The organism is Paenibacillus sp. LT-B23, from assembly GCF_059417685.1.
In genome coordinates this window covers 83102-105434 of record NZ_JBSQBM010000021.1, presented here as the reverse complement: position 1 = coordinate 105434, position 22333 = coordinate 83102, and the positions used below count along the sequence as shown (strand labels likewise).

24 protein-coding genes and 1 pseudogene are annotated in these 22333 nt (G+C 46.3%); 16 read left to right on the top strand and 9 right to left on the bottom strand.

Going from position 1 to position 22333, the window contains the following annotated elements:
• Positions 1 to 26: 26 nt before the first annotated feature.
• Complete coding sequence (locus tag ACWXW9_RS22840) at positions 27 to 1445, top strand: aldehyde dehydrogenase family protein (RefSeq protein WP_494931300.1); 1419 nt, start codon at positions 27 to 29, stop codon at positions 1443 to 1445.
• Between the two features lie 80 nt (positions 1446 to 1525).
• On the opposite strand, the gene ACWXW9_RS22835 is transcribed toward ACWXW9_RS22840, so the two are convergent.
• The 3 genes from ACWXW9_RS22835 to ACWXW9_RS22825 all read right to left on the bottom strand — a co-directional run bounded on the left by ACWXW9_RS22835 (position 1526) and on the right by ACWXW9_RS22825 (position 4081).
• On the bottom strand, positions 1526 to 2917 hold the full coding sequence (locus tag ACWXW9_RS22835) for an aldehyde dehydrogenase (protein WP_494931299.1): 1392 nt from the start codon (positions 2915 to 2917) through the stop codon (positions 1526 to 1528).
• Positions 2918 to 2947: 30 nt separating this feature from the next.
• A complete protein-coding gene (locus ACWXW9_RS22830; RefSeq protein ID WP_494931298.1) occupies positions 2948 to 3250 on the bottom strand; it encodes an ArsR/SmtB family transcription factor in 303 nt (100 codons plus the stop codon).
• A gap of 366 nt (positions 3251 to 3616) precedes the next feature.
• A complete protein-coding gene (locus tag ACWXW9_RS22825) occupies positions 3617 to 4081 on the bottom strand; it encodes an AbrB/MazE/SpoVT family DNA-binding domain-containing protein (protein WP_494931297.1) in 465 nt (154 codons plus the stop codon).
• 255 nt (positions 4082 to 4336) lie between these two features.
• Here ACWXW9_RS22825 and ACWXW9_RS22820 point away from each other — a divergent pair, with 255 nt between their 5' ends.
• From ACWXW9_RS22820 to ACWXW9_RS22795, 6 genes are all read left to right on the top strand, one after another.
• Complete coding sequence (locus ACWXW9_RS22820) at positions 4337 to 5734, top strand: helix-turn-helix domain-containing protein (RefSeq protein WP_494931296.1); 1398 nt, start codon at positions 4337 to 4339, stop codon at positions 5732 to 5734.
• 476 nt (positions 5735 to 6210) lie between these two features.
• Complete coding sequence (locus tag ACWXW9_RS22815) at positions 6211 to 6723, top strand: hypothetical protein (protein ID WP_494931295.1); 513 nt, start codon at positions 6211 to 6213, stop codon at positions 6721 to 6723.
• 279 nt (positions 6724 to 7002) lie between these two features.
• Positions 7003 to 7182, top strand: coding sequence for an aspartyl-phosphate phosphatase Spo0E family protein (locus ACWXW9_RS22810; protein WP_494931294.1), 180 nt, complete (start codon positions 7003 to 7005; stop codon positions 7180 to 7182).
• Positions 7183 to 7332: 150 nt separating this feature from the next.
• On the top strand, positions 7333 to 7704 hold the full coding sequence (locus tag ACWXW9_RS22805) for a MerR family transcriptional regulator (RefSeq protein WP_494931293.1): 372 nt from the start codon (positions 7333 to 7335) through the stop codon (positions 7702 to 7704).
• 193 nt (positions 7705 to 7897) lie between these two features.
• Positions 7898 to 8032 carry an SDR family NAD(P)-dependent oxidoreductase gene (locus ACWXW9_RS22800; RefSeq protein WP_494931317.1) on the top strand — a complete coding sequence of 45 codons (135 nt, stop codon included), beginning with the start codon at positions 7898 to 7900 and terminating at the stop codon, positions 8030 to 8032.
• Positions 8033 to 8161: 129 nt separating this feature from the next.
• Complete coding sequence (locus tag ACWXW9_RS22795) at positions 8162 to 9142, top strand: aldo/keto reductase (protein ID WP_494931292.1); 981 nt, start codon at positions 8162 to 8164, stop codon at positions 9140 to 9142.
• A 29-nt stretch (positions 9143 to 9171) separates the two neighbouring features.
• On the opposite strand, the gene spoVAE is transcribed toward ACWXW9_RS22795, so the two are convergent.
• Genes spoVAE through ACWXW9_RS22775 form a run of 4 tightly spaced genes read right to left on the bottom strand, consistent with a single transcriptional unit; the run spans position 9172 to position 11909 of the window.
• A complete protein-coding gene (spoVAE, locus tag ACWXW9_RS22790) occupies positions 9172 to 9522 on the bottom strand; it encodes a stage V sporulation protein AE (RefSeq protein ID WP_025715908.1) in 351 nt (116 codons plus the stop codon).
• 1 nt (position 9523) lies between these two features.
• Positions 9524 to 10540 carry a stage V sporulation protein AD gene (spoVAD, locus tag ACWXW9_RS22785; RefSeq protein ID WP_494931316.1) on the bottom strand — a complete coding sequence of 339 codons (1017 nt, stop codon included), beginning with the start codon at positions 10538 to 10540 and terminating at the stop codon, positions 9524 to 9526.
• A 1-nt stretch (position 10541) separates the two neighbouring features.
• Complete coding sequence (gene spoVAC, locus ACWXW9_RS22780) at positions 10542 to 11024, bottom strand: stage V sporulation protein AC (RefSeq protein ID WP_494931291.1); 483 nt, start codon at positions 11022 to 11024, stop codon at positions 10542 to 10544.
• 24 nt (positions 11025 to 11048) lie between these two features.
• Positions 11049 to 11909, bottom strand: a complete 861-nt coding sequence (locus tag ACWXW9_RS22775; RefSeq protein WP_494931315.1) for a DUF421 domain-containing protein — start codon at positions 11907 to 11909, stop codon at positions 11049 to 11051.
• A gap of 274 nt (positions 11910 to 12183) precedes the next feature.
• Between ACWXW9_RS22775 and ACWXW9_RS22770 the strand changes: the two genes are divergently transcribed.
• Complete coding sequence (locus ACWXW9_RS22770; RefSeq protein ID WP_494931290.1) at positions 12184 to 12390, top strand: DUF1657 domain-containing protein; 207 nt, start codon at positions 12184 to 12186, stop codon at positions 12388 to 12390.
• A gap of 256 nt (positions 12391 to 12646) precedes the next feature.
• Here ACWXW9_RS22770 and ACWXW9_RS22765 read toward each other — a convergent pair whose 3' ends face one another.
• Positions 12647 to 13126, bottom strand: coding sequence for a hypothetical protein (locus ACWXW9_RS22765; RefSeq protein WP_044646143.1), 480 nt, complete (start codon positions 13124 to 13126; stop codon positions 12647 to 12649).
• Between the two features lie 89 nt (positions 13127 to 13215).
• Complete coding sequence (locus ACWXW9_RS22760; protein WP_494931289.1) at positions 13216 to 13695, bottom strand: GAF domain-containing protein; 480 nt, start codon at positions 13693 to 13695, stop codon at positions 13216 to 13218.
• A gap of 223 nt (positions 13696 to 13918) precedes the next feature.
• Here ACWXW9_RS22760 and ACWXW9_RS22755 point away from each other — a divergent pair, with 223 nt between their 5' ends.
• From ACWXW9_RS22755 to ACWXW9_RS22720, 8 genes and pseudogenes are all read left to right on the top strand, one after another.
• A complete protein-coding gene (locus ACWXW9_RS22755) occupies positions 13919 to 14077 on the top strand; it encodes a hypothetical protein (protein WP_494931288.1) in 159 nt (52 codons plus the stop codon).
• 46 nt (positions 14078 to 14123) lie between these two features.
• Positions 14124 to 14429: a hypothetical protein gene (locus ACWXW9_RS22750; RefSeq protein ID WP_494931314.1), complete on the top strand. Its 306-nt coding sequence runs from the start codon at positions 14124 to 14126 to the stop codon at positions 14427 to 14429.
• Positions 14430 to 14632: 203 nt separating this feature from the next.
• Entirely contained in the window at positions 14633 to 15229 is a 597-nt protein-coding gene (locus ACWXW9_RS22745) for a GNAT family N-acetyltransferase (protein WP_494931287.1), read from the top strand.
• Positions 15213 to 15971: an energy-coupling factor transporter transmembrane component T family protein gene (locus tag ACWXW9_RS22740; protein WP_494931286.1), complete on the top strand. Its 759-nt coding sequence runs from the start codon at positions 15213 to 15215 to the stop codon at positions 15969 to 15971. The genes ACWXW9_RS22745 and ACWXW9_RS22740 overlap by 17 nt, the downstream gene beginning before the upstream one ends.
• A 125-nt stretch (positions 15972 to 16096) precedes the next feature.
• Positions 16097 to 16684, top strand: a complete 588-nt coding sequence (locus ACWXW9_RS22735) for an ECF transporter S component (protein WP_494931285.1) — start codon at positions 16097 to 16099, stop codon at positions 16682 to 16684.
• A gap of 56 nt (positions 16685 to 16740) precedes the next feature.
• Positions 16741 to 18280, top strand: a pseudogene (locus tag ACWXW9_RS22730) (ABC transporter ATP-binding protein).
• Positions 18281 to 18451: 171 nt separating this feature from the next.
• Positions 18452 to 19966 (top strand): MDR family MFS transporter, encoded by a 1515-nt coding sequence (locus tag ACWXW9_RS22725; protein ID WP_494931284.1) that lies wholly within the window; start codon positions 18452 to 18454, stop codon positions 19964 to 19966.
• A 707-nt stretch (positions 19967 to 20673) separates the two neighbouring features.
• Positions 20674 to 22173, top strand: a complete 1500-nt coding sequence (locus ACWXW9_RS22720; protein ID WP_494931283.1) for a glycoside hydrolase family 68 protein — start codon at positions 20674 to 20676, stop codon at positions 22171 to 22173.
• Positions 22174 to 22333: the final 160 nt, after the last annotated feature.

Below are 22333 nucleotides of genomic sequence, written 5' to 3'. Positions count from 1 at the left end.
AATATAGGGAGAAGGAGGCCATAAGTATGCAGCAGCATTTATTTATTGGCGGTGAATGGAAAGCAGCACAATCGTATACGGCACTGAAATCACCGTATTCCGGTGAGGTGATTGCTGAGGTGGCAGAGGCCACAGCAGAGGATGCCAAGGCTGCCATTCAGGCGGCATCTGATGCCCGCGCTGAAATGCGGGCTATGCCTGCGCATCAGCGGTCAGCCATTTTGGAGAAGCTGGCTGATTTGCTGGACGCGCGGCGTGATGATGCGGCGCGTATCATTGCACGCGAGGCGTCCAAACCGTGGAAGGCTGCGCTGGCAGAGGTTGACCGGACAGTGCAAACCTACAAGTTTGCAGCCGAGGAAGCCAAGCGGATTCACGGGGAAACGATCCCGATGGATGCCGCACCGGGGGGTGAGGGGCGTATGGCCTACGCCCTCAAGGAGCCTGTCGGCGTTGTGGGAGCCATCACGCCGTTTAACTTCCCGATGAACCTGGTCGCTCACAAGGTGGGTCCCGCTTTGGCGGCAGGCAATACGGTCGTATTGAAGCCAGCGGAGCAGACGCCGCTGTCGGCTTACTTGATCGCGGAGCTGCTGGAGCAGGCAGGATTGCCTGCAGGCGCTCTTAACGTGATCAGCGGCGACGGTAAAACGATCGGCGACGTTCTCGTTACCGATCCGCGCGTCAGCTATATCACCTTTACCGGTAGCCCGGCGGTAGGTACGGAAATCCGCTCCAAGGCGGGCTTGAAGCGGGTCACATTGGAGCTAGGCTCCAATGCAGCGGTCATCGTCGACAGCGATACGGACGTGGACGCAGTCATTGACCGCTGTGTGAGCGGAGCTTTTGCCAATCAGGGACAGGTATGTATCTCGGTTCAGCGTATTTACGTCGTGGACGAGCTGTATGATACTTTTGTATCCCGATTCGTAGAGGCGGCCCAACGCTTGAAAACAGGTGATCCCCTTGATCCGGACACGGATGTATCTGCGCTTATTTCAGCGAAGGACGTCAAACGTGTTCGTGAATGGCTGGATGAAGCCGTTCAGGCGGGCGCGAAGATCGCTCTGGGCGGTCAAGCCGAAGGCGGGATTTTGGAGCCGACCGTTCTGCTGAATGTGGACCCGACTTCCAAGGTATCCTGCCGTGAGGTGTTTGCCCCACTGGTGCTGATTCATTCGGTAAGCTCTATAGATGAAGCCATTCATCATGTGAATGATTCGATTTATGGCTTGCAGGCGGGGATTTACACCCGTAATATAACGACTGCGCTGGATGCGGCGGACAAGCTTCAGGTCGGCGGTGTGATGATCAATGATATTCCGAGCTTCCGCGTCGATCATATGCCGTATGGCGGTGTGAAGCAAAGCGGTACCGGACGCGAAGGCGTGAAGTACGCTATGGAAGAAATGCTGGAAGTGAAGCTGGTCGTGATTAAAAGATAAAAAAAGCCTGTCTGAGAAGGGAAGGAGATACACATAATGTGTACCTACCCAGATTCGGCGGGCTTTTTTAGTAAGGATCTTTAGCGCAAAATTTTCCGAACCCACTTGAGTTTATCGCTGTAAGGCGGGAATAGAAGCTTATTGTTGAACCTGGAGTTTTTTTTCATGATGCTTTTGGTGTGAGAAAAGAGATCAAAGCTATATTTTCCATGGTAACCGCCCATACCGGCTGCTCCAACGCCTCCGAAGGGCATGTGAGGATTAGCAATATGAGACACCGTATCGTTCACACATCCACCTCCAAAGGACAGGCGGGTAAGCACTTCATGTTCAACCTGTTTATCTTCTGTAAATAAATACAGTGCCAGTGGCTTCGGATGATCCATTACCGTCTGGATGGCCTCTTCCAACTGTTCAAATTCCAGCATCGGCAGGATCGGACCGAATATTTCATCCTGCATCGCAGCATCAGACCAGGATTGGGACTCCAGAAGGGTAGGCTCAATATAGAGGTCTTCCCGAATCGTTGTGCCCCCAAAGCGTATATTCTCTCGATCCTGCTCAATCATGGCAGCCAATCGGTCAAACTGGCGCTCATTAACGATACGGCCGTAATCGCTGCTTTGCTGAGCATCCTGACCATAAAAGCTTGTAATTGCAGCTTTCATCTGCTCCATTAGTTCCTGCTTAACCTCTTTATGCACAAGCACATAATCGGGGGCAATGCAGGTCTGCCCTGTATTCATCATTTTCCCCCAAATAATACGTTTGGCGGCCATTTCGATCTTTGCGGATCGATCTACAATGACCGGACTTTTTCCCCCAAGCTCCAGAGTGACAGGTACCAGATTTTTGGCCGCCGCCTCCATGACAATTTTGCCAACCCCCACGCTTCCTGTGAAGAAAATATAATCAAACGGGGCGTTAATCAACGCGGAAGTGACTTCCTTTTCGCCTTCAATCACCCGGATATAAGACTCATCGAAGGTTTCATGTATCAGCTTCTTGATGACGGCGGCAACGGCAGGCGTATTTTCGGATGGCTTCAGAACGACTCCGTTCCCTCCGGCGAGGGCACCAATGAGCGGCTCAATTAACAATTGAAATGGATAGTTAAACGGCCCGACAATCAGTACCGTTCCGTAAGGCTCCTTGTACATATAGCTTTTGGTTAGCGGATGATAAATAGGTGTTTTTACCTTTTGCGGCTTCATCCACTGCTTGAGGTGCTTTGTCATATAACGAATACTGTCCAGGGTAAAGCCGATTTCCGTAGTGTAGGCTTCAAATTCATTTTTGCGCAAATCCTGATTCAAGGCGATCATAATCAGTTGCTCGTATCGTTGGATGGCATGGGCCAGCTTCCGTAGCTGCTCCAAACGAAACTCAACACTGCGGGTCTGCCCACTGTGAAAAAATTGACGATGCTGCTGTAAAATGTGGCTGACCTGCTCTGATGTTAGCTGCTCCATAAAGTACGTATCCTCCTATTCATCCTTCTATTAAAGGCAATCCCGCTCCAGCACGGTGACCAGGTTTTTCAATAACTGTATCGAATCCTCCAAGGCTAAAAAATAATGATGCTCCGTGCCTCGTTGTTCCAGTTGGACGACTCCTGCATTTTTCAGAAGCTTCAAATGGTGGGAAACGGCAGGCCGTGACAAAACCAAATGCTCCGTAATATCGTTAACAGTCATCTTGCCATTCTCTGAAAGTAACAGCAGAATGTCCTGACGGTGCGGTTCGCTTAAAGTCTGAAAAGTAGGAATGCATTCTCGAAGCAGTTTCATTGCTTGTTTTCCCATATGTATAAGTTCTCCTTAAATGTTTAATCATTTAAACCTAATAGAAGGAGTATAGAGTTTTGGATAAGATTTTTCAAGTTGAAAAAGTTTTTGTTCTTACTCTTTAAAACTCAGGCTATAAAGATGAAATAGAAGGCCGAGGGAGGAATACGTTCTTATTAGCTTGAAAAACACTAGATATAAAAAAACCACCGGATACAGGTTATTCGCCTGAACATCGTCCGGTGGTTCTTTATGCCTAGTATGAAATTCTCGCCATGGTGGTCCATGGATTTTGTTGGTTAGCTAAGGTGCTGTGTATCATGGTTCAAACATAATTGTCCATGGAATTTGTGATGTATACCTATGTAGGGTAGCAAGCTGTAGTTATAGCAATTTTTTGAGCTGGGATATACGGGCTTGGGAAACCTCAAGTATCTTTGCATATTCGTGCTGTGCTGCATTGGGTTGCTTCTGCATCAATTCTTTTAGGCTTTCGATCATTTGTTGCGTCGAACGGCGCAGACGTTTGGAATGCTTCATTGGCCTTTCTCCGTTGGAGAAATTCGATTTGGACGGCCTTGTGATAGGGGTGGAATTTGTACCATTCTTCAAATTATGAATACATTCCCCACAAATAAAGCTGTCTCTAAAATAAGTCAATTGCTCCGTAGAACCACACATTTTACACGTCACCCCGGTATATTTTCGTAAGGCGAGAAGACCCATTTCCTCATCAGCAAAAATCTCAACTGGATCACCCATATTGTAATCCATTGAAATACGCATCTCTTTGGGAATGACGATACGACCTAACGAATCTAAGGGACGTGTCATACCTGTACTTTTCAAATGATAACCTCCTTTGTTTATATCCTTATAATACTAAATAAAGAGGAGAAAAAAAAATAGGCTTAGAGGAGCAATCGCATATATTAAGTAAACTGTTGAAAAGTATACAAGAAAATTCTATAAAATGGTATACTATTTTGTAGAAAAAACAATGATTCTAGTACAGCTTGCGTCTAATACCAGATTGTAATCGGATTTGTTGCCACAGAGCAGCATCGTAACTTTATCCTATGAACGTTAAAGGGGTTGTTTATTGTGAACCATACAACCACGATTCGAGCAGAGCTTGATACATACATGAAGACAAACGGACTGAACATTACCCGACTTGGACGAACAGCAGGACTAAATGCAGGTACGGTGAGTACCTTGGTAAATGGAAATCGTACGTTTTCCGTCGATCAACTGGATCGGATTACGGCAGTTATGGGACATCCCAGGGGGCATTATTACAAGCAATATATGCAGGAATATTTAACGGATATCACGCCTAACTGGCGGAGGGTCAGACCTTTTTTGTATAATTGCGCCGAGTTGGACAAGCTGGACTGTATCCAGCAAATGGCCGATTTGTTAATGGACAATCTGGTGTATTCCGTGTTGCTGTTTAATGTGGCAGAAGACTTCTTCAAAGACGGCAAACATGCGGCGGCAGCCATTCTTTACGAGAGCGTGGCGATCAGCGAGAGAAAGCAATATTCGGAACGACTGGCCCTTTGCCAGTATCGTTTGTTTACAATTAACATCGGAGATGACCAAAATCAAAATTTCGAAGCAGCATGCCATTTTCATCCCTTCGTAGAGCGGCTTGATGAAATAGACCAGCTTGATGCGCTGAAAGATCTGGCAAATGTGTATCGTTCCTTGCGTCAGTGGGGGAAGGTTGATAAGACAGTTCAAAAAATGCGGGATAAAGCCAAAATCCAATACTCCCTAGACCATCGTCAGCATAAGCGAAAGAAAAGGGACCTTCACAAAAAAGCGAGCCGACCCATGTTTGTATACATCGCTTACGCTGATTTGTTATGCGCAAGTGTTTGCGAAGCACAGGGAGATTATAGGCAGGCATTACAACATACTTACGCGTATGCTGATCTAAGTTGGGTTAAAGAGACGGATGAAGATACGCGGTATTGGATGGAATTATTTCAGCATTGGGCGCAGGGTAATATCTATGTAAACAAGCTTTTATCTGGAGATGTAAGTGTCCTCACTAATTATGTGGAGTATATTTGCGCACCCCCCGATAAATCGGAAAAAGAATTGGTTACAGAGCTTTTGAATATTATGATGGCGGCTAACCGCTATCAAATAGATGTGGATGATGTACTTCAACGATTTGAAACGGAGATTGATTCTATTACCCAACATCAACCATCTGCGGACATGTATACTTATCAAGTGATACCAGAACAATCAACGCGTTTTAAATATGAACTGGCTAAATATTATTTAAATAGAGGTACGTACGAACATGGTTTTAAATACTTACTGGACGTATTGTCTATATCATTTACGATAAATCACGAAGCCTTTTTTATCAGGTGTGTAAGATTATTTGAGAGTTTTCAAGATTTTGCAGATGATCAGACCTATTTAGACTTCGAAAGTCTAGTGAGGGAAGGGCAGAAAGAAAAATTATTTTATTATTAAAATGCTTCTCGTTGCTCATGCCCAAGTTTCTGGTAAAAAGGTTGTAATCTGGGTACAAAGGCGAACGCTAGCGCTTGTACAGCACCATTCCGTCTACTGCATTCTCGTTCTACTTGTTCTATATTTTTAGTTTATCTTAATATAGCGACATACTCTTAAACTAGATTTAGGTTCTGAGATAGGCTTTTCTGAGCAGGTCTTTTTTAATAGAACTGACTAAATAAAGTTCAACCAATTATAGTCATAACATACGATGATTGATTTAGAGAAGGAAAAGTTTAGCCGATTTGGGTTAAGTGTTGATTTTTTGTTGTAACTTAGGAAGAAATAAATTCTATATCTTTAATCTGTGATTATGAAGAATCTTCCGATTGATAATGTGACGTAATGAAGTTGTTTGATCTTCTGAGCGATGGCTCAAGCATCTGGTTGTGGTGGCGAAGGTTTTATAAATAAAGAGAAGGCAGGCTATTATCATGAAAAACAATAAAAAAATTTCTGTTCTTGCCATTTTGTCTTTAGCTGTCGCACTACCATTAACTGTTTCTGCTTCAGCTGCTACTGATGTTAAATCAGTTACAGCAGACCCAGGAGCAATAGTTCAACCTGCAAATGGATCGAGTGATGTAAATACGCCAAAAGCAGATGATCACGTCATCACTCCTCAATCTACACAGCCTGCGTTCGATACAACATTGTCTGGTCAACAAACAGTATCGTATTTCTCTATTCCCGCAGGTTTGGGTTATGTTAAATTGTGGGTAAGAAATACAGGGAGTGAAGCAATAAAATTCGCTGTACACAAAGGATCAGCTAGTGGTTCGGTTATGAGCGGAACTGATGTGAAGATAGCTCCTGGAGATACTTTTAGTTGGATAAGCAGTTCGGCTTGGTCTACAGGTGAGTTTTATGCTACTTTTAACACTAGTAACACTAAAATGTCAGGTCAGGCGTACGGTAAATTAGCTTCGTCAAGAAGTGAGCTGTAATCAACATGATACAAGCGCGGTAAACAGAATTATAATTACTAGGGAATTTAAAGATGGTTTATCAGTATATGAATTGGCTGTAGTGGGTTATTAAGCTTTAATTTTTTCTTCACTTGATCTGATTAATTAAATTGGCTATACGTCTTCTCTAGTCTTGACGGAAAAGATCAGCTCTCTGAGCTGGTCTTTTTCGTTGCAAATTAACAGAATTTCTGAATTAAACTTTCATCAAATATAGTCATAATATTCCAAAATGAGGTTAAATAAGGAGGGGAAAGGATGGAAAAACAAGAACTTTTGAAACTAAGATTAGAGAAGGCAAGACAAAAGCTCTACGATCTGCAAGCGAAATACGGATTAGAAGATGCACTTGTGCTCAATCAATCTATGATTCTGGATGAGTTGATTAATCAATACAATCGAACATTTTATAGGCGAGTCAAAAAGCCACCGGCTTAAAGTAATTGACTCTGGGGCGAGAAACCTTCGTGGGTCACTCGCTCTTTTTTAGTATATTTCTCATTACTTTGCACTCTTTTCTATGAAAACTTATACTTATAGTTAAAGCTGACTTTAAGAAGTACAACAATAACGAGGAGGGGAATGAGAATGTACTCCATCAGAGAAGTTCAAATCAAGAGCGGACTGCCTGCATCTACACTTCGTTATTATGAAAAAGAGGGGATATTACCTGAAGTGGGGCGGGATGAGGGTGGAAGAAGAGTATATACGGAAAAACAAATTGACTGGTTAAGGTTTGTTATGGCTATGAAAGATACGGGGATGACGATTGAAGAGATTAAGGCATACCTTGAGCTTAATGCAAAAGGCGAAGCCACCGTACATGAAAGAAGAGATCTTCTCGTAGCTCATAAGAAAAAGGTAGAAGAACATATGGCGCAAACGCAGCATAACTTAGAAAAAATCATTCAAAAGATAGCTTTTTACGATCATGTGGTTATGGGAAAAGGCTTCTCTTAAGGGACGATTTGGCTTGAAGCTTACTTTAAGATGTAGGATAAGAGTATCAACTTAAAGGAGTGATTGAATTGTCTCAAAACGAGAAGGTATGGTTTATTACAGGCAGCTCTACAGGTTTCGGACGTGACCAAGCCAGAGCAAATTACAAGCGCAGTCAGTAAAGCGATCGAGAAATTCGGCAGAATTGATTGATATGCTTGTGAATAATGCGGGGATTGGTTACTTCAGTTCTGTTGAAGAAAGTGTGGAAGAAGAAACACGTAAAATGTTCGAAATTAACTCCTGGGGCCTGATGAATGTCACCAATAAATTCACGAACCTGCTCTAAAGTATTGAAGAGTGGAAAGAAACTACGATCAACGCTGATTTCAAAAAATAATATCATATACTTTTTGAAAGAATACCTATATCTTTAATTTGTAGGTATTCTTCATTTTGCTTTTAAGGAGGCCAAGGCATGGATTATGTGAAACTTGGAAATACAGGATTGGATGTATCCAGAATTGCTCTGGGCTGTATGAGTTACGGTGATCCTGAGCGCGGCGTGCATAAGTGGACGTTAAATGAAGAACAAAGCCGTCCCTTTATCAAAAAGGCTCTCGATCTGGGCATTAATTTTTTTGATACAGCCAATGCTTACCAAGGTGGAAGTAGCGAGGAAATCGTTGGTAAGGCTCTAAAAGAGTATGCAAATCGCGATGACGTGGTGATTGCCACCAAAGTATTTATGACGACGCGTGAGGGGCAGAACGCCGGAGGTTTATCCCGCAAAGCCATTATGACCGAAATAGATCATAGCCTGCGTCGCCTCGGTACCGATTATATTGATCTGTATCAAATTCACCGTTGGGATTACAACACGCCGATTGAGGAGACAATGGAAGCTCTTCATGATGTAGTAAAGGCAGGCAAAGCACGATATATCGGGGCTTCCTCCATGTACACCTGGCAATTTCAAAAAGCGCTGTACACCGCCGAGCGTCATGGGTGGACTCGTTTTGTGAGTATGCAGAATTATCTGAATCTCCTGTATCGGGAAGAGGAAAGAGAGATGCTTCCTTTCTGCGCTGAGGAGAAGATCGGTGTGATCCCATGGAGTCCGCTGGCACGAGGTCGGTTAACCCGGGATTGGGAAACGACAAGTACACGCTCCGAAAATGATGCCTTTGGCAAATCGCTTTATGAGGCAACGGCTGAGACAGATCGAAAGGTCGTCGAGGCTGTTAAAGAAATTTCCGAACAGCGTGGTGTTTCTCGCGCTCAAGTAGCGTTAGCATGGGTGCTGCAAAAGCAACCTGTCTCCGCTCCGATTATTGGAGCAACAAAGGAGCACCATTTGACGGATGCAGTCGCTGCGCTGGATATTAAATTGACGCCTGACGAAATCGAACAGCTTGAAAAGCCCTACATCCCTCATGAGGTAAAGGGCTTTGTGTGATCTAATGATGCTTAACGCCTATTGCATCCTTAACCTTTTGGCTTAATCAGCAAGGCTGCCAAAAATGAGAAAATAATGGCTGCCGAAATACCTGCGCTGGTGACCTTGAATATGCCGGTAATGACTCCGATCCATCCGTCTTTCTGTAATTCCTCCAAAGCGCCGTGAACCAGAGAGTTTCCAAAACTAGTGATTGGAACGGAAGCTCCGGCTCCGGCAATTCTAACGAGCGGGTCATACAAGCCAAGTCCATCCGCGACTGCTCCCAGCACGACGAGTAACGTCATGGTATGGGCTGGAGTCAGTTTAAACACATCGAAACAAAGCTGTCCGAAGACGCAAATTGCGCCCCCTACAAGAAAGGCCCATAAAAAGATCATGTCAGATTCCCCCTCCTGATTCGATCGCTACAGCATGCGCGATACAAGGAATACTTTCTCCTTGTTGAAACGAAAGCGGCGATAAGAGCGCCCCTGTAGCAACAACAAGCATGCGTTTGATTTCTCCCATTCGCATACGTTTGATTAAATGACCGTACGTGACAACGGCCGAACAGCCGCAACCGCTTGCCCCCGCCTGTACCATCTGAGTATCATAGTCGTAAATCATCATGCCACAGTCGGCATACTCCGTTTGATGAATCGGAATGTTATGTTTTTCAAACAATTTGCAGGCAATCTCATAGCCTACCTTGGCCAGATCGCCTGTGACGATCAGATCATAATAACCGGGCTCGATTTGTAAATCTCGAAAATGAGCTTGAATGGTGTCAACCGCAGCAGGTGCCATGGCCGCCCCCATATTAAACGGATCCGTAATCCCCATATCGATAACTCGGCCAATTGTCGCTGACGTGACGACAGGTCCTTCCCCTTCCTGCGAAACGATCGCTGCACCGGCGCCGGTGACGGTGTATTGGGCAGTTGGCGGCTTTTGCGAACCGTATTCTGTCGGATACCGGAACTGCTTCTCTACGCTCGAATTATGACTGCAGGTCCCTGCCAGTATGAATTTCGCTGCTCCACCATTGACGAGTGCGGACGCAAGAGCCAAGCTTTCCATCGAGGTTGAACAGGCGCCGAACACGCCAAGATAGGGGATGGACAGAGTACGAGCGGCAAAGCTGGTGCTGATTATCTGATTCATCAAATCGCCGCCGATATGAAACTGAACTTGCTCCTTGGTTAACCCTGCTTTTTCAATCGCCAGTTTTGCAGCTTGCTCGATCAAAACTTTCTCAGCTTTTTCCCAGCTTTCTTCTTCCAGCATGGAGTCACCATGTATGATGTCAAAATCGGAGGCAAGGGGCCCCCTGCCTTCAAACGGGCCAACTACGGTAGCCGAAGCCCGAATCACCGGTTTATTTTCAAAGATCCAACTTTGATGCCCTTTTAGCATATCAATGTCCTCCTCCAGTACCCTTAAACACAAACGTGATGATACCCACGAAAAATGCCGCTACAGTTCCAAAAACAATAACCGACCCTGCAAGTTTAAACATTTTTCCGCCGACGCCTAAAACAAATCCTTCACTGCGATGTTCAATAGCGGCGGATGCCATTGAATTTGCAAAACCAGTAACGGGAACAGCCGAACCGGCACCCGCCCATTGCGCGAATTTGTCATATAAGCCGAGACTCGTTAAAATAACGGAAATGAGAATTAACACGGCCACAGTGGGATTAGCTGCTTTTTTCTCATCAAAGCCGGCCCAATGAACAAACATTTCCTGAATTGCTTGTCCAATCACACAAATCGTCCCCCCGGCAAGAAACGCACGCCAGCAGTTTTGGAATAAGGGCCGTTTTGGTTCAAGCTGCTTGGCGAGTTTTTGATACTCCTGTTGGACCGGCGTTGCTTTTTTCATCTTGTTATTGCTCATTTTTAATCCTCCTGATCATCTGATCTAACGAATGAGTAGCGGTTTGACTTCTTCAATGACTCGTTCCAGCTTTTTTGCACATTCTTCATACATTTTTTTTGCATTTGGCGCTTTTGTGGATAGGCTGAACATTTCAAGATCCGCTTCACATTTTTTTAAAGTCGACAGCAAAGAAGCTTTACTCTGAGGCTTAGGAACTTTGATCTGATCGTCAAATAAGTCAACATAAAGCTGGCCATAGGTATCTACCTGGCCAAGAAGCACGTTTTCAATTGCAACGCCTACCTTTTCGAGTTCTGTATCTAGCCAACCCCGGTTGAGTCCCATCATAGCTAATGGTTCATCCATGACATTTCCATCCATAATGACTACCTGCGGCTCCTTTTCAGGCCCCACTTTGATGCCTAGGTGCTTGGGTGTTAGGGATTGATTTTCTTTCGTTAGCAGGACGTTGATATCTCCATTCGGTTCCATAATCGCAAATTCGACATCCGTCGCTAGGAAAACATCTTTTTTTCGCAGCTGTTCCATCAGTTCGTCGGTGGTAAGCCGTTCCTTCTTAAGGTTATCCTCCAGAATTTTCCCGTCTTTAATTATGACCCTTGGTTTACCATCGATAAAATCCCTTGCTTTTTTACTCTTAATTTGTAAAAATTCGATTCCTAAAGAGACGCCTACCCATACAGACAATGAAATGACGCTTAAATGCCATTTTTGATCCATCTCTAATGAAGTATAGGCTGCCAAGCTTCCGATCGTGATCCCCGTTATGTACTCAAAAAAGGATAACTGGGAAACCTGTCTCTTTCCCAATAGCTTAGTCATTATAAAAAGTACGACAATCGCTAACAATGTCCGTAATGAAATAACTAACCAATCTGGCATCATTTAAGCCCCCTTTATTCTTTGTACCAAGTACATGTTTCCACTTGATGGTAAATCATATATAAGCAAGATCGTCAGTTTTTCGTCTTTTTATTCATTGAAATGCAAATGTTTACCTATTTGTTCCAGATCACTTTCCTTTTGATTTGGCTTTTTAACGCTTTTCTTCGTGTATGATTTCGAAAAAAAGGGATACATTATATATGTTACCTCGGCAGGAATAGCAGTATTTTCGTTCCTTACGCCTTTAATCCGTTAAAGGAGGTGAATCGAAATGACCGTAGCTTCTGATGTCAAAACGTGTGTTGCTTCATTAAAAAGCGCTCAGGCTAGCTTAGAACAATTCGCTTTGAGCACCCAAAGTCAAGAGGCAAAAACTCTTTTTACAAACGCGGCTCAGCAAACACAACAAGTTCTGCAGCAGGTCGAAGGTCGAGTACAGCAGTTAGAGAATGAAGAACCACAATACAAAGGTTTCTAAGAACCAGTAAACAAAAACAGCCATGTTCATAAGAGCAACAGCCATGTTCATAAGAGCATGGCTGTTCTTCTGTCCTAAAAAACATGAAGTGGGTGAACCAATCGTTGAAATATAAAGAGAAAGTTCGGCCTTTGGCTGGCTAAGCGGGAATTAAGCTAACAGAGACTGGCGAAAAGGCTGTAAAGAATATAAAAAGGGATGAACAGCAAGCTAATTTAATGGCTTGGTATTCATCCCTTTTGCGTGTAAAGCAGTTTTACATGCTGCTGTGTGTCGCTCTCATGCCTTGCTGGCTGTTGTTACCGTAGTGTTGCATGTTACCGCTGCCTGCATAATGCTGCCCAGTTGCACCCATGTGTTGCGGAAAGCTTTGATTCATGTGGCTTCCCATACCATAGGAGGATGGTTGCATACTACGGGAGGCGTAGTTATCGCCAAAGCCAGGTTGAGTCATCTGACTGCTGGAGCGGATGGTGTTTTCCAACTGACTACACAATTGAATGACTTGCTGGCATTGCTGCACAGCTTGTTGATGGTGCTGGATTGCGGTTTGGATCATTTGAGCTGCATTACGTTCACGTTGCACCAGATCCTCTAGATTGGATGCATTTTGTTGCTCCTGTTGCAGTAACTGCTGATACATGGCAGTTCCTTGCTGTGTTTGTTGTACCAATTGCTGCATAATTTGTTCACATTGACGAAGCTGCTGTTGTGGAGCCATGGTGTTGTTGTACATTGTCATCAATCTCCTTCACCGGATGGTTTTGGGTTCCAGACCCTCATATATTGTGGCGAAGGAAGACGATGATTATACGCGGATTTTGATTACAAACTGGTTACCAGAATAGCCGTAAATTCCTCTAGGAATACACGATCTTCGTGGTCAAAGCGGGCTTTTAGCGGGCTGTCAATGTCCAGCACTCCCAGCAGTTCCCCGTTCTTGATGAGGGGGATGACGATTTCGCTGTTGGAAGCCGCGTCACAGGCGATATGGCCCGGGAACGCATGGACATCTTCTACGACAAGGGTCCGTCGCTCTACTGCGGCTGTACCGCATACACCGCGTCCCAGCGGAATTCGTATACACGCAGGCTGACCCTGAAATGGACCGAGTACAAGCTCGGTTCCATCATAGAGATAGAAGCCGCTCCAGTTAATATCCGGCAGAAAATGACCAAGCAATGCAGAAGCGTTCGCCAGGTTTGCAATAGTATTGGGTTCATCATGAATGAGTGCCCGGAGTTGTCCAAGAACCGATTCAAATTGTTCGTGACGTGTGCCTTCGTAAGGGATAGCCTGAAACATGTAGTCCACGCTCCTATCAGTGAATTTTTTACCATTATCTGTTGTATATGTGGGCAGAAAAAGGTAATTCTGCAAGCTACTTTTACCATTGGTTAATTAATTTAAGATATAACGATTGTATATATTCAGTCAAGAGGAAAATACATCTGTAACCTTTTCAGCGACCTTCGTACTCTAATCTTTGTACAGCGTAATTTCAGGAGAAGAACAGGAGTTGTCAGGTATGAAAAAGGTACATAGTTCAATCAGCTCAGGGGTGGTGGTCAGTCTGATTCTGACGGTAGTCGTACATTTTATGAAAAGTGGATCGCCTTCGCTGCTTGGTTCCTACAATTCAAAAGGGTTGGCACTCATTTGTTTCCGGCTTGTTTCCTATGGGTAAAAACAATATAACAATGTTGGCCTCAAGCCGGGAAGGAGCTACAACCATGCATGCAGATGTTCAAAATTTGTTTATCCGTATACAGATGCTTTCCTATGCACATCAAAACGATTTGACGGTGAGAGATATTCAACCTGTACTCGAAGAACGCGGGTACCGCGTAGGAGAACGTGAGGTCAAGCAGGAGCTGGAGAACCTGACGCAGGAAAACTTCCTGACCCCGCATGAAGATTTGTTCAGCATTACAGGCGCAGGAATTGAAGAATTGAAAGAAATTCAGACGATGCTGGGCGTATTGTACAAGGATGTTGTGAAGAAACCGGCCCGAGCGGCTTCTCGTGCCTCCTCCTAAAGTGGCATTGGAATGCAGAGTATAGTCATCATTCATGTCTGCCTAACTACTTGGAAATGAGCGGCTCAAAACATACCCTCCTTTTCTCATGGATGCCGGATCGGCGCATTTGTGGAGCAGGGGGGTGTTTGCGTTTGTTGAAGGGGTATGCTTAAATGTAGCGTATATTTATTGTCACTTTGATGCTGGAAGGATGATTGAACATGTGTGCATATGCATGTAAGGGGCATATACCACCGCTGGAAAGCCCGCGTCTTCGGCTCCGAAAGATGGAAACCGGGGATGCGGCTACGATGTTTGCCTGCTGGTCTGATCCGGAGGTTCACCGTTATATGAACCTGACGGGGATGTCCGGACGTGAGGATGCGGAGGATATGATCGAGTTGTTGAATGAGCTGGCGAGGACGGAGGATGCGTTGCGCTGGGGCATAGAGCTGAAGGAGGACGGGAAGCTGATCGGCAGCTGTGGCTTTAATTATTGGCAGACCGAGGGAGCCTACAAAGCCGAAATCGGCTACGAGCTGGCTAAGCCCTATTGGAGAAAGGGCTATATGTCGGAGGCGCTGCGGCTGGTGCTGTCTTTCGGGTATGACACGATTCGGCTGAATCGGATGGAAGCGCTGGTGGACCCGCGAAATACGGGATCGCAAGCTCTATTGTCCTCTATGGGCTGGACGCAGGAAGGGCTGTTACGGCAAGTGCAGCATACGTCTACAGGCTTTAAGGATATGCTGATGTACTCCTTGCTACATGAAGAATGGCTCAGACTGGAGGCGAAGCGAAATGCTGTTTCAGTATAACGGAGGGGCGTCCCCGCTGCACAGGCTGGGGCCATTAAGTAAACTGATTCTGGTGGGATGCTTTAGCCTGTTGTCGATGGCATGGGATTCAACACTGCATGAAGCGGCACTGCTGGTTGTATTGATCATTGCGGCTTGGTTTGGGGCAGGCTTAACGTTGGCACGCCAGCTTCGGGCCATGTCATTTCTGATTGGTCTGGGTATTCCGTATTTTATATTATCTATTCTGGCGATTCGGGAAGGACATATCGTGGCAGCCTGGGGGCCGATTTGGATTACAGCGGAAGGACTGGATATTGCAGGGGCGTTGACGCTTCGCATTTTTGTGCTGTTTTTGGCCTCGTATATTTATTTGTCGACAACCGATCCCAGAGATTTTGTACAGGCTTTGAATCTGCGTTTGCATGTTCCTTATCGGTTTGCGTTCGGTATTTCTGTGGCGCTGACGTTTCTCCCCTTATTGGAAGAGGAAGGACGTACTATAATGGCGGCACGGCGTGTGCGTGGACAGGAACCGCCGCGAGGGCTGCGGAACCGGCTATTATGGTGGGGCGGGTATGTCGGTGCTATGCTGGTGAATGCCGTGAGGCGAGTTCAGCAGACGGCGCTGGCGATGGAGGGCAAAGGCTTTGGTGCTTATGCTGATCGTACCTATCTCCGTTCGCTGGAGAAGGGGCGCTCCGGTTATGTATGTGCTGTGGTTGCTGTATTAGGTACTGCTGTTTTATGGTGGAGCTTATAGGGAGCAGCCTCTTTTTTTGATCTTATTGTCAACCATAAAAATAAATATAGGTTGACAATAAGAACTTGTATGAATACATTTAGAATGTGCTAGTTTATATTTGGAGAGGAGATAGGGAATTACATATGAAGGAATCTCGTATTTTTGCAAAGTTTACGACGCTGGATATCGTATTGATGGCGATGCTGGCAACGCTGAATGGAGTCATGACCGTTTATTTGTCGATGATTAACAAAACATTAAACAGTCTGGGAGGGCCTATCGCGACTTCCTCCATTGTCGGCCTGTACATGATATATGGTTTGCTGGCCTATTATATTATTCGTAAGCCGGGGACGGCGGTAATTGCCTATTCATTAGGCGCAGTGGTGCAGTCCTTTATGGGTTCAGTCTACGGAATCGCATCTATCATCGCGGCTGCGGTCTGCTATATGATTGCCGCTGAACTGGTATTTGCTGTACTGCGCTATCGACGCTGGAATGCCGTTTCGCTGATGCTGGCAGGCGGGGCTATGGTGCCGTTATGGTTTATCGTGGCAGCCAATATGTTCGGATATATGCATTGGGGCTGGAAGGTGCTAACGATTGCACTGGTCGTGCGCATCCTGAGCGGTATCGTATTGTGCGGTCTGCTTACTAAGATGTTGGGCGATGCATTAAATCGGACAGGACTGTTAAAGCGTTTTGAGCTGGGTCGTGCTTCGCGTGCATAGCACTTGCCATGGCGAGACTGTATTCTTCAAGAACAGGGATAGAGGGTATTTCGGTTATGAATGAACATAGCGATAATGGTTCTGGATGTAAAATAGCTGTGTCTATGAAGGATTTTGGCTATCGATATGATGATCAGGAGGAACACGCGTTACATGGCTTGACGCTGGATATTGCGGTAGGCGAGCATGTTGCGATTGTCGGGGCCAGCGGAAGTGGAAAATCTACGCTGTGCCAGCTTCTCCACGGCGGATTGTCTCGTTCCGGTGAAGGAGAACGGGTTGGGGAGCTGACCGTGTACGGGATGGACCCGGACACGGCTGACCTGGCGGCTGTCGCTTCCACCGTCGGCGTCGTGCTTCAGGACCCGGATGCCCAACTGGTGCAGGGAATCGTCGAAGACGAGATTGCCTTTGGGCCGGAGAACCTGCGCGTGCCTCCGGCGGAAATAGCGCAGCGCCTGACGGCTGCGTTGGAGGCCGTCGGCCTTGCCTCCGAGAGCGGCTCCTTCGTGCGCCGCCTCTCGGGAGGCCAGCGCCAACGCACCGCTATCGCTGCGGTGCTGGCGCTGGAAGCGCCGCTCGTCGTGTTCGACGACGCAGCGGCGCAACTGGACCCGCCGGCCCAAAGCGACTTCGCCCTGCTATGCCGGCGGCTCCATGCCGCAGGCCGGACAGTGGTCACCGTGTCCGGCCGCATGGACGATGCCGCGCGTGCAGCGCAGCGCGTCATCGTGCTGGAGGGCGGGGCTGTGCAACTGCAAGGCCCGCCCGACAAGCTGCTGCGCGAGCATGGCGCGCAGCTTGCCGCCTTGGGGCTGCTGCCCTCTCCCGCAGGGAGGGGAGGCGTGCCCCAAGGGCCGGGGGCGAAGCCCGGCCTGCCGTTGCTGGAGGTGAAGGGGCTGGCCTTCACCTATCCCGGCAGTGGCCGGGCAGCACTGGCAGGCGTGAGCCTTGCCCTTGCGCCCGGCGAACGAGCCGTCCTGCTGGGCGAGAACGGCTCCGGCAAAACAACGCTCGGCAAGCTGCTGATGGGCCTCCTGCCTGCACCTAAGGGGTGCATGTGGTGGGAGGGTCAGGATATGGCGAAGCTGCCGATCCATCAACTGGCCGCCGGGATCGGCTACGTGTTCCAGCAGCCGGAGCATCAGTTTGCGGCTACAACGGTGTGGGACGAATGCTTGTACAGCGTTCGCGTCAAGCTTGGATTACGGGCTGGGGAGGCGATTCCTGCTGCGTATGAGAAACGGGCGCAGCGGTTGCTGACAGCCGCCCGACTGGATCACAGGCTGAATGCCTCTCCGTACCTGCTGAGTGGCGGTGAAAAAAGGCTCTTAAGCGTAGCCGCGCAGTTCATTCTGCCCAAAAAGCTTTACATTTTGGATGAGCCTACTGCTGGAACGGATTATGAAGGAGCGAACATCCTGCTTCGCATGTGCGCTGAACAAGCGGACCAGGGAGCAGCCTTTCTGATCATCACTCACGATATGCAGTTCGCTGAAAGCTTTTCCAGCCATATTCTGTACATGGAAAAGGGGCAGATCAAAGAAGCGTAGAGTGCCCGTGATTTACTATTCGATTACAGTTGACAAAATTTAAGTATGTGTAGACAATAATATATATACATCGTATAAAACAGGCGGCCTATATAGGCCGCCTGTTTACGATTATGCAGTGCGGGTAATACCCATTCTGTGCAATCGAATTGCATAGGTGCAACCAGTTTACACAAGGAAAGGATTTGTGATTTGCTTGGGAAAAGATAAACCCATGAAGCGCGGACTCGTGCTGACCGGTGTTCTGTTGGCCACCTTTCTGGCCGCGATTGAGGGAACCGTCATCGGTCCTGCCGGACCGACTATTGTTAGTGAACTGGGCAGCGTGAATTTGCTCAGCTGGATTTTTACGGCCTATTTGCTGACGATGGCTGTAACTACACCTATTTTCGGCAAGCTTAGCGATTTATTTGGTCGCAAACCGATTTTTCTGATCGGCTGTTCATTGTTTGTACTCGGTTCTTTGCTTTGTATGCTGGCTGGTAGTATGGAGCAGCTTATTTTGTACCGGGCTATTCAAGGGATTGGAGCGGGCGGCGTGATTCCCGTTACCTTTACCATTATCGGAGATATATACAAAATGGAGGAACGCGGAAAAGTTCAGGGAATGATCAGCTCGGTATGGGGGATTTCTTCCCTGATCGGGCCTTTGCTGGGCGGTTACGTGGTCACTTATTTTGGCTGGGAATGGATTTTCGGTTTTAACGTCCCTTTTGGACTGCTTGCAATGTTCTTCATCGCTCGTTACCTGCGGGAGCAGGTAGCCAAGCGTACCGCGCGCATCGACGTGCCGGGAGCTGTTACCTTTACCATTGGAATGACGTCCCTTTTGCTCGTATTGGCACTGGGCGGACAATATATCGGTTGGGCTTCTCCTGAACTCCTGGCCTTGGCAGCCGTTGCTATTTTATTCCTGATTCTGTTTTTGGTTATCGAAAAACGCGCTCAGGAACCGATGGTGCCACTAAAGCTGTTTCGGATACGGGATATCGCTTTTTCCTGCGCCGCAGCACTGCTGGTCAGTTCTCTGCTGATCGGGCTGACCAGCTACCTGCCGCTTTGGATTCAGGGCGTACACGGTGGAGATGCCGCTTCATCCGGTCTGGCGCTGGCTCCGATGTCAGTAGGATGGCTGTTCGGCTCCATGATCGGGGGACGCATTTTGCTGACTTTGGGTTCGCGTCGAACCTCATTAGTCGGACTGACCCTGATTGTACTGGGTGCCTTCGTGATGACCCTGATGGGCGAAACGGCGCCAATCGGGCTGCTGTTCCTATCCACATTATTGTATGGATTGGGCTTTGGCTTCTCCATGACCGTGTTTACCATTATTGCCCAGTCTTCGGTCGGGTTTCAGTTGCGTGGTGCATCTACAGCATTGAATACGTTCCTGCGAACATTGGGGCAAACCATTGGTGTGGCAGCCTTCGGTTCATGGCTGAATTATCGCATTGCTGCCCAGACAGCAGATGGACAGCTTACACAGCAGGGGGTTACGCAGGAGGATATTAACGGTTTGCTTGCACCTCATGCATCACAAAGTTTGAATCACAAGACCGCTGGCTTGCTCCGTTCCGTGCTGGAAAACAGTCTGCATTCCCTGTTCATCATCATGGTTGTTATTGCAGTCATTAGTTGGTTTGTCGTCCTCGGGTTGCGGAACCGTCCACCGGGTACGGAGGAAGAAGCAAGCAAGCCTGCAAAGGCGGCACAGGAAGGAACTGCATAGGAATAAAGGAATCGTAGATCGTTTCCTTGTTACATGTGGCGCTTGCCAACAGAATGTTTATTGCTTGTATAGCGGTATGAAAATACAGAATATACAGGGAAATAGCGGTAGCTTGGGACAGGGAAATAGCGTCCAGAGCTACTGCTATTTTTTTAATCGTCATTTCCTGATAGTTTAATAGGTTTAGTTTTTTTCTCACATAGATAAGCAGAAAGTTCAGTTTATATAGTTGGGCTAATGAGCATCAGAAGTGTATTTTTTATGTCAGAAATACCGTATGTGAATAATTACATAAGTAAATTAATGGTAGAATAGTCTTATTACACATGTATCTAATATTTTTCTCAAAAAATAAAGGGGCCCTAAAGTACCATTTTTCTGAATTCGTTTGCAAATGGATTTTTTGATGAATGTTTTTGAATGATTTTGAAGGAAAATGAAGCGACCTACCTAGCAAAATTGAATATGCAAAAAAAGCAAGGAACGAACTTATTTAAATGTAAATGAAATGAAAGAAATGGTATTTTCAGAAATTAAATAGGAAAATATGAGGATAGAGTTCGACGTGTCTCCTTCTTTTAGCCTTGAATAAAAGGGGATATCTAGTCTATATCAATCGTTAAGCATTAAATATAGAATGGCCCTACCAACATAAAAGTTGGGTATCTGATACAGGGAAGAATAATCAGAAAAGGGAGATGGCTTACTTGAAGTTTAACAAATGGTTCAGAAAAGCAGCTACCGTAACAGTAGCAACTACCTTGCTGTTAGGGGGCGGCTTTCAAGCTTTTGCGAAGGAAAAAGACAGTGCTGATCTCGAGGAAGACAGCAGATTTACTCAAATCACACGTCATGATATGCTGAACATTTTCAATCAGCAGGGCAAAGAAAAATTCGAAGTGCCATCCTTTGATGCATCTACCATCAAAAATATTCCTTCGGCAAAAGGCCGCGACGGGTTGGGCAAGCTCATTGATTTTGATGTGTGGGATACTTGGCCGCTACAAAATGCCGATGGTACGATAGCTAATTACAAGGGGTACAATATTGTTTTTGGGCTGGCGGGCGATCCTAAAAGAGCAGAGGATACATTTATTTATCTGTTCTATCAAAAAGCCGGCAATACCTCGCTGGAAGGCTGGAAAAATGCCGGAAGAGTATTTAAGGATAACGATAAAATCCTAGCCAATGATCCGATCCTGAAAAATCAGGCGGAGGAATGGTCCGGTTCTGCTACTTTAACATCGGATGGAGAAGTGCGTTTATTCTATACCAGCAGACAGCCTTATGAGCCGGAAAACAAACTATACGGCAAGCAAACTTTGGCTACGGCCCAAATTAATCTCTCTCAACCCGATGACGAAAGCTTAAAAGTGGACGGTGTAGAGGATCTCAAATCCATTTACGATGGTGGCGACGGAAAAATTTATCAGAATGTCCTGCAAAGCGTGGGAGTAAACCTGGATAACCACACATTCAGAGACCCTCATTATATTGAGGACCAAGGGAAGAAATACATCATATTTGAAGCGAACACAGGTACAGAGACGGGCTACCAGGGAGAGGATTCCCTTTATAAATCTGCGTATTATGGCGGGAATAACAAATTTTTCACGGAAGAGCTACATAATCTGCAGCAAAGTCCCAAGAAAAACGGGGCCGAAGTGGCGAACGGTGCTTTGGGAATCGTGGAATTAAATAATGACTATACGTTGAAAAAAGTTATGGACCCGCTAATTGCATCCAATCTGGTAACTGATGAGATTGAGCGGGCGAATGTTTTCAAAATGAATGGTTTGTGGTATTTGTTTACAAGCACCAGAGGTTCCAAAGTTACCGTTGATGCCATTGGAAGCGACGATATTTACATGCTAGGTTACGTATCGACTTCTTTGACAGGGCCTTATAAGCCCCTGAATGGAACCGGTCTCGTTCTTCACCAAAATCTGGATCGTGATGATATTACCTGGACGTATGCCCATTTTGCTATTCCGCAAGGCAAAGGAAATAACGTTGTAGTAACCAGCTATATGACAAACCGGGGGCTTTTCGCGGATCACAAATCCACTTTTGCGCCAAGCTTCCTGCTGAACATTAAAGGCTCCAAAACTTCTGTTGTGAAGAAAAGAATTCTGGAGCAAGGGCAAATCACGATTGACCCAACGGACGACAAGGAAGTTCCACCCTATGACTATGGGAAGAAGTAAGCAGGTATTCGCTTAAGCGAGAGAGTGCAGCAAAAAAAGAAAGTGAAGGAAAACTCGGCGCTCTATAGGCGTTTTTCTTCACTTAGTAAGTCCGGTGGGACGATATCGGGGACTGAGATTTGATTTACCGAGCCGTCCCATACCGGACGATACATATCGT